Annotated in this window: 5 protein-coding genes and 2 pseudogenes; 5 read left to right on the top strand and 2 right to left on the bottom strand. The window is 70.6% G+C overall.

Annotated elements, in window-relative coordinates; genetic code table 11:
• Positions 1-228 precede the first annotated feature (228 nt).
• From ACFWBW_RS37500 to ACFWBW_RS37490, 3 genes are all read left to right on the top strand, one after another.
• Positions 229-690 carry a hypothetical protein gene (locus ACFWBW_RS37500; RefSeq protein WP_385382906.1) on the top strand — a complete coding sequence of 154 codons (462 nt, stop codon included), beginning with the start codon at positions 229-231 and terminating at the stop codon, positions 688-690.
• Between the two features lie 429 nt (positions 691-1,119).
• The gene (locus ACFWBW_RS37495) at positions 1,120-2,724 is read left to right on the top strand and encodes a TROVE domain-containing protein (RefSeq protein WP_385382903.1); all 1,605 of its coding nucleotides are present in this window, start codon (positions 1,120-1,122) and stop codon (positions 2,722-2,724) included.
• Between the two features lie 100 nt (positions 2,725-2,824).
• On the top strand, positions 2,825-3,499 hold the full coding sequence (locus ACFWBW_RS37490; RefSeq protein ID WP_385382900.1) for a hypothetical protein: 675 nt from the start codon (positions 2,825-2,827) through the stop codon (positions 3,497-3,499).
• A 136-nt stretch (positions 3,500-3,635) separates the two neighbouring features.
• Here ACFWBW_RS37490 and ACFWBW_RS37485 read toward each other — a convergent pair.
• Positions 3,636-4,178: pseudogene (locus ACFWBW_RS37485) on the bottom strand (histidine phosphatase family protein); the annotation flags it as partial.
• Between the two features lie 117 nt (positions 4,179-4,295).
• Between ACFWBW_RS37485 and ACFWBW_RS37480 the strand changes: the two are divergent.
• A complete protein-coding gene (locus ACFWBW_RS37480; RefSeq protein ID WP_385382897.1) occupies positions 4,296-5,156 on the top strand; it encodes a hypothetical protein in 861 nt (286 codons plus the stop codon).
• A 33-nt stretch (positions 5,157-5,189) separates the two neighbouring features.
• Here ACFWBW_RS37480 and ACFWBW_RS37475 read toward each other — a convergent pair whose 3' ends face one another.
• Positions 5,190-5,822, bottom strand: coding sequence for a DUF2461 family protein (locus ACFWBW_RS37475; protein ID WP_385382895.1), 633 nt, complete (start codon positions 5,820-5,822; stop codon positions 5,190-5,192).
• A 135-nt stretch (positions 5,823-5,957) separates the two neighbouring features.
• On the opposite strand from ACFWBW_RS37475, the pseudogene ACFWBW_RS37470 reads away from it, so the two are divergent.
• Positions 5,958-7,082 (top strand): annotated as a pseudogene (locus tag ACFWBW_RS37470) (NAD-dependent DNA ligase LigA); the annotation flags it as partial.

Raw genomic sequence — 7,082 nt, 5'->3', positions numbered from 1 at the left:
CGGACCCGTACCGCAGCAAGCTCCCCAGCCCTCATACAACCAGCGAACTACCAGACACACGCCGTGACAAGACCAGCTAACAAAGCACTACTAGGCCGTGCTGTCCGATCGGGCCCGCCGGATGGGTACCTTTCGGCGGGGACCGAAAGCATCGCAGGGCGCCGTGAGCTGGATGAACATCACTTCCAGAGGCCGAAGGGGCCTCGAACGAATCTGGAGGGGATCGTCTTGCTTACGAAGTTGCGCCGCACCACCACGGGAGCCGTGGCTCTCACCGCCCTCGTTACCGGTCTGCTGCTTTCCGGCGCCGGATCCGCGTCCGCCCAACATCAGTACGGTGACCGGCTCTACCGGGGTGAGAGCCTCTCGCCGGGTGAGTCCATCCAGCGCAGCGGCATGGACGGTCTCGGCAACTACCTCGTCTGGCGCCTCGTCATGCAGACCGATGGCAACCTGGTGGAGTACAAGATGAACCGCTACGCCACCCGCGTCTGTTGGGCGTCCAACACCTACACCGGGTCGTCGGGCAACCGGGCGGTCTACCAGCACGACGGCAACTTCGTCGTCTACAACCCCTCCGGCCAGGCGGTATGGGCCAGCCACACCATGGGCCACGCCGGTGAAACCGTCGACATCAACTCAAGCGGCGTCACGTACGTCGGCCACACGCCCATCTCCGGCGCGTGCTGAACCAGCCCTGAACCAGCCCTGAACCAGCCCTGAACCAGCCCTGAACCAGTCCTGAACCAGCCCTGAACCCGCACTGACCCGACCGACCCCCGCTCCCGTCCGACCGGAGCGGGGGTCGGTCGTCTCACGGGCCGGCAGGGCCCCAGCCACCACCATTGCTCTCTCCGTTTAATTGACTGGCGTGCGGTGCGTGGCCCTGCCTAATGTGACGGCGCGACCGCGTCCCCCCGATGCGCTCGGCTGCGGCTACTTCCTTCCGAAAACCAAGTGACGCCGCGGCCACTTCTGATCTCGGGGTGGCGCGGGCGCCTGTGCCCCGCCCGGCCCTCCGACCCGTCGGACGTCGCGGACGGGGCTCCCCATTGCCCTTGGATCCGGGGGGATTCCCTGCCTCGCTACACCCAGCGCACGTCGAAGATATGGTCCGAGATGCTCGTGGCCCCGAACGTCTCCGCCGCTGCGGCCCGTACCGCGGCCGCTCCGCGGCCCCAACCTCACCCCACCGAGGCGGACCCGCTCACTTACGAAGGCGGCCCCGGCTTCGTCCGGGAGCCGCGCGAGGAGCTCTTCCTCCTGGCCGTGGGGAACTTCGTCTCCCAGCAGACCTTCTACGAGAGCGGCGCGGAACGCGACGGGCGCTACACCCGCCTCGTGGGTGAACTCGCCCTCCAGGACCCCGCATGGACGGCCGGCCTGCTGCGCTGGCTCCGAGGCGAGGGAAACATGCGTACGGCCTCCCTGATCGGCGCGGTGGCATACGTCAGGGCACGGCTCGCCGCCGGCACCTGCGGGGGGCTGTCCAACCGGTCCGTCATCGACTCAGTGCTCCAGCGCGCCGACGAACCGGGCGAGTTGCTCGCCCACTGGACCTCCGCCTACGGGCGGAGCGTCCCACAGCCCGTGAAGCGGGGCATCGCCGATGCCGTACGGCGGCTCTACTCCTCCCGCTCCCTGCTGAAGTACGACACCGCTTCCAAAGCCTTCCGCTTCGGCGACGTCCTCAACCTCGTCCATGCCACACCCGACCCGGCCAAGCCCTGGCAGGGCGAGCTGTTCCGGCATGCCCTGGACCGCCGGCACCACCCGGAGGCCGCGGCGCCGCCGCCCGGAGACCGGCTGCTCACCGCACACCGGACCCTGATGGACCTGCCGGCGGACGAGCGGCGGGCCGTGGTCACCGCGCCGGACGGCGCCGAGCGGCTGGCCGCGGCGGGCATGACCTGGGAGGCCCTGGCGGGCTGGCTCCAGGGACCGATGGACGCCACCGTCTGGGAAGCAGTGATCCCCTCGATGGGACCGATGGCACTCCTGCGCAACCTGCGCAACTTCGACGGGGCCGGGATCTCGGACGAGGCGGCGGCCGGAGTCGCCGCACGGATCTCGGACGCCGAGGAGGTCGCCCGGTCCCGGCAGTTCCCCTTCCGCTACCTGGCCGCCCACCGCCACGCACCCTCGGCGCGCTGGTCGGCGCAGCTGGAAGTGGCGCTGGGCCACTCGCTGGCCAACGTACCGGCCCTGACCGGCCGGACCCTGATCCTGGTGGACCGGTCCTATTCCATGTTCTACGACACCGTCTCGGAGCGGTCCACCCTGACCAGGGCGGACGCCGCGGCCGTTTTCGGCACCGCGCTGGCGATGCGCGCCGAGGACGCGGACCTGGTGCAGTTCGGAGGGTCGAGCGCCCAGGTGCAGTTCCGGCCCGGGGAGCCGGTGCTCGACGTACTCAAACGGTTCAAGAACCTCGGGGGCACCGACACCGCCAAGGCGCTGCGCGCCCACTACCGGGACCACGAGAGGGTCCTGATCGTCACCGACGAGCAGACGGGCCCCTACCCAGGGCGCGGCGGTCCGGCGGAACCGGTCCCGGAGGAGGTCCCGGTGTACACCTGGAACCTGGCGGGGTACCGGCCCGCCCACGGCCCGGGCGGCCCCAACCGGCACACCTTCGGCGGCCTGACGGACGCCGGGTTCCGGATGATCGGCCTCGTCGAGGCCGGCCGCGAGGCCCGCTGGCCATGGACGTCACAGGGCTAGGTCGTCACAGGGCTGGGCCGTCTCTTCCGGATCTTGCCGGGTTTCGATTGGATCAGGGGGTCGGGTGATGGCGGCCGTTCGTGGGTGGCAGCCTGGGGCGATGCGATCTTGGAACACCTCCACCGAGGACGGCCTGCGGCGTCTGCTCAATGAGTGGGATCCCATCGGCGTCGCCGACGATGCGCACGACGAGTACGACTGCATGCTCGCTCCCTTGCGCCGGCGGCTCCGTTCCGGTGCCGGCGTGACCGAGATCAGCGCGTTCCTACGGCACGAGCTGGAAGATCACTTCGGTCTCGACCCTCTGGGGCTGCGGCCGGCCGAGATGGCCGTCCGCCTAGTCGACTGGTGGAAGTCGGCCGCCCAGTCCGGTGACGTGGCCCGCGCGCACGTGCAGCTCCCCGCCGAAGCCGTCGCCGCCACCGTGCTGATCGAGGTCGTGAGGATCTCCGCCCTCCCGGCCAAGCGGGGTGCCCCGTACCCCGGCAGGGTGGGCGCCCACTGGGCCGGGAGCGAGGCCACCGACGCTCTGACCTTGATCGAGAACCTGCCCGGCAGCGGACAACACCGCTGCGGCTTCGCGCCGGGCTGGAGCGTCCGGGCGTACGAGGACTCCCTCGAGCTGGCGCTGTTCGAAGCGGTGTTCTGCTTTGGTTGCCACGAGGTCCGCATGCACGGAGCGGCCGTGCCACCCGCGCTGGCCACGCAGTTCTTCGACGCGGATTCCCCATCGGCCCAGGCCCTCCTGGCCCTCTTCCGCGCGGCCACCCCATAGCGAGCCGGCCGGAAGGGCGGTTCGCGTAGCCTTCGGGTCGCCGGCTTCCCAAGCACCGCTGCAGTTCAGTGGCTTCCGACAGGCGTCGTCACCGGGTCTTCGGCTGGCGACCGCCGACGATGGGGGACCGATGCGCTCAGATGTGGAGGTCGGGCGGGAAGCCGGTCCATCGCAGGTCGACGGGGAGGTGGCCGGTGTCGTTGAAGAGGAGAACGGACGGGGGCCGGCCGGGCGCGTAGCGGATGACGGTAAGCGCGGCGTTGGCGTGGTTGATGCCCATCCAGCGCCACTCCGGCGCGTCAAGGGCGGCCCGCAGGAGCCAGCCGATGAGGAAGTTGTGCGTGACGACGAGCTCGTGGCGCGGCTCATCGCCGGCGACGGGGCCTGTGAACAGCGCGAGAGCCTCCTTGGCCAGGCCGGGGCCCTGTTCACGTTCCTCGACCGGGAACTGAGCCAGGTGACCGAGCATGGCGTCGGCCGATTCCGACGGCAGCTCCTCGCGCTGCGGCATGTAGGGAATGTAGTCGCCGGCCTGCCCGGAACGCCGCAGGGGAACATCGTCGAGCTGCTCACGGACCAGCTGCGCCGTCTGCTCCGCGCGCGCGAGCGGGCCGTGGTGGATCGCCGTGAGAGGAGCCCCGCGGAGCCGCTCCCCGAGCAGGACGGCCTGACGCCGGCCGTAGAAAGGGCCATGCGGCCTAGGCGCCCTGCTCCCCTCTCCTCCGCTCGCGCGCCGCCGACGGCTGCTCACCGCAGTGCCCGATGGCCGTGACCACCCACCCTGGAGAGACCGCCCGTGCAGAAGACCGCCCTCGTTCCCTACGCCCGCCTCCCCCGAGCGCACCACGACCGCCATGTCCTGACCAGTACGGTCGATGTCTTCGGCGCCGCCCACTGGCTGCTTGCCGAACACGCTCCGCAGCCCGGCGGTGATGCCCGGCCCTTCGACGCCCTGGTCGTCTCCGTCCATCCGGGCGGCAACGTCGAACTCACCGAGCTGAGCGCGGTGCGGGCCCGTTGGCCGCAGCTGGACCGCCTGCCCGACGGCGGGTTCGTCGTCGCAGCGGCCCGCGCCCGCCGGTACGAGGACGCGAACCAGGTCCAGGTCTTCGACGCGCTCGGCCGCGAGACCTCGTCCTTCTCCGTCGGGGACGCCATCGAGAACCTGCTCGTGGACGAGGCCGGCCACATCTGGGTGGGGCACTTCGACGAGAACCCGGCCGGGATCCGCCGCTGGAGCGCCACGGGCCGGCTCGCCTGGACCTCGGACGGAGCCGGAATCCCCGGTCTCTTCGACTGCTACGCCCTGAACGTGTCGGGCACCGCCGCCTGGGCGTGCCCGTACACGGACTTCCCGCTCGTCGAGATACGCCCCGACCGGCCCGTGAGGGTGTGGGCGAACCGCGTACGGGAGGGCGCCAAAGCGGTGGCGGTCCACGGCGATCGGGTGGTCTTCTACGGCGGCTACGGCGGGGAGCGGGACGGACTCGCACACGGAGAGCTCACCGAAACATCCGTCGAGGCAACGGACGTCGGCCTGCTCACCCTGCCCGATGGACTCGTGCCCGGCCGCCGGCGGGTTGGTGGCCGGGGAGGCAGGATCTACGTCCAGGCCGAGCTGTTCACCGCGTGGGGCGTGTTCGACCTCAGCAGCTGACACCCTCCCGCGCCGCGCGGCGCGCTCGTGATGTCAGGCGGCATGCTGAACGTGGCGGACCAGCCACGTGAGCAGTGCGTCCAGGTCTGCGGCAGCCGCAAGGACCCGGTCGACCGCCTCGGGGGTGTGCAGCCATTCCTCACAGCCGAGGGGACGGGCGGCGATCAGGGAACGGTGGCGCAGCAGGTCCGTACGGGAGTGGTCCGTCGGAAAGCCGCGCGGGGGACGTTTCATCACGTCCCCGGAGATCTCGTAGCCCTTCTTCCGCACGTCCTCGACGATGGCGGACAGTTCGCGGCCGCTCCCCTCGGAGGCCACGGCCTTGCGGAACCTGTCGACCTGGCCGGGATCGGGGTACCACCAAGCGCCCTGGATCCGCAGGCCGTCCAGGGAGAAGCGGAGACCGATCTCGATCTTGCGGTCGAGGCGGATCACCGCGCTCTGGTGCTGCCACCACCAGGAGTTGGTGCGGTAGTGCCAGACGGAGAAGTCCTCGTACCGGGAGTCGGCGTCCGCGACCTCGTTGAGCAGGGCGATCATCGGCTGCCGGACCAGGCGTTCGCGGTCCGCGCGACAACGCTCGCGGGTCGTGTGGGTCGGTTCGCCCTGGAGCTGCCACAACACATCCATGGCCTGTTCAGGCCAGCCGGTGAACTGTCTGTGCATGCGGGGCAGGTTAGCTCACCGCCTTTGTCGTTCCCCCTTTGTCGTTCCCCCCTTTGCCGCAGAGCGGTCGGTTGTGTGCTGTGGCACGGGGGAGCTCCGGCGGCGTTGTCAGTGCCGGGCAGCATGATGACCTGCATGACCGAAAACAGCGCCCTGCTTTCCCCTCTCGCCTACACCGAGGCCGTGACCGCCGCCGTGGCGGCGTCGGCCGCGTACTACGGCGACGGGACCACCCCGCTCGGAGACGACGAATACGACGGGCTGCTCCGCGCCATCGCCGCCTACGAGGAGGCCCACCCGGACGAGGTGCTGGCCCAGTCGCCGACCGGGAAGGTGGCGGGCGGGGCAGTGCAGGGTGACGTGCCGCACTCGGTTCCCATGCTCTCCCTCGACAACGTCTTCGACGCCGACGAGCTCGCCGAGTGGGCCGCGGGGCTGGAACGGCGTCTGGGGCACCCCGTGGCCGGGTGGTGCGTGGAGCCGAAGCTCGACGGCCTCGCGATCGCCGCTCGCTACCGCGGTGGCAGGCTCGTTCAGGTCCTCACCCGCGGCGACGGCCTGGCCGGCGAGGACATCACCCACGCCGCCGACGCCGTTCTCGGTCTGCCCCCGCTACTCACCGAGGCGATCGACATCGAGCTGCGCGGCGAGGTGCTGCTGACGACCGAACAGTTCGAGGAGGCCAACCGGATCCGGCTCGCCCACGAGGCCACGCCCTTCGCGCACCCGCGCAGCGGAGCGGCCGGCACCCTGCGCGCCAAGGACCGCCCCTACCGGATCGAGTTGACCTTCTTCGCCTACAGCGCGATCGGCCTGAACGACCTCGGCCATGTCGCCCTGCTGGAGAACCTGGCCGCGCTCGGCGCGAACACGGCCGCCAGCACGGCCGCCGCCCCGATGCGCTGCGAGACCGTGGAGCAGGTGCAAGAGCGCATCGACGTGATCGCCGGCCTGCGCGCAGACCTGCCGTTCGGGATCGACGGTGTCGTCGTCAAGGCCGACACGGCAGAGGACCAGCAGCAGGCCGGCAGCGGCTCGCGAGCCCCCAGATGGGCGGTGGCCCGGAAACTGGCGGCCGAACACAAGGTGACGCGCCTGCTCGCGGTGGAGTGGAACGTCGGCCGGACCGGGATCATCGCCCCGCGCGCCGTCCTGGAGCCCGTGGTCATCGACGGGGTGACGGTCACCTACGCCACGCTCCACAATCCGTCCGACATCACCCGTCGCGGGCTCATGATCGGCGACCAGGTGTTCGTCTAC

Origin of the sequence: Streptomyces sp. NPDC059957, assembly GCF_042730015.1 — a bacterium.
Classification (GTDB): domain Bacteria; phylum Actinomycetota; class Actinomycetes; order Streptomycetales; family Streptomycetaceae; genus Streptomyces.
This window is presented reverse-complemented; position numbering and strand designations above follow the sequence as displayed.

What these genes read in the sequence shown, in the direction of transcription:
- ACFWBW_RS37495 (WP_385382903.1), top strand. Translation starts at nt 1,120, where the DNA reads ATGCTCGTGGCCCCGAACGTCTCCGCCGCTGCGGCCCGTACCGCGGCC.
- ACFWBW_RS37490 (WP_385382900.1), top strand. Translation starts at nt 2,825, where the DNA reads ATGCGATCTTGGAACACCTCCACCGAGGACGGCCTGCGGCGTCTGCTC.
- ACFWBW_RS37475 (WP_385382895.1), bottom strand. Translation starts at nt 5,822, where the DNA reads ATGCACAGACAGTTCACCGGCTGGCCTGAACAGGCCATGGATGTGTTG.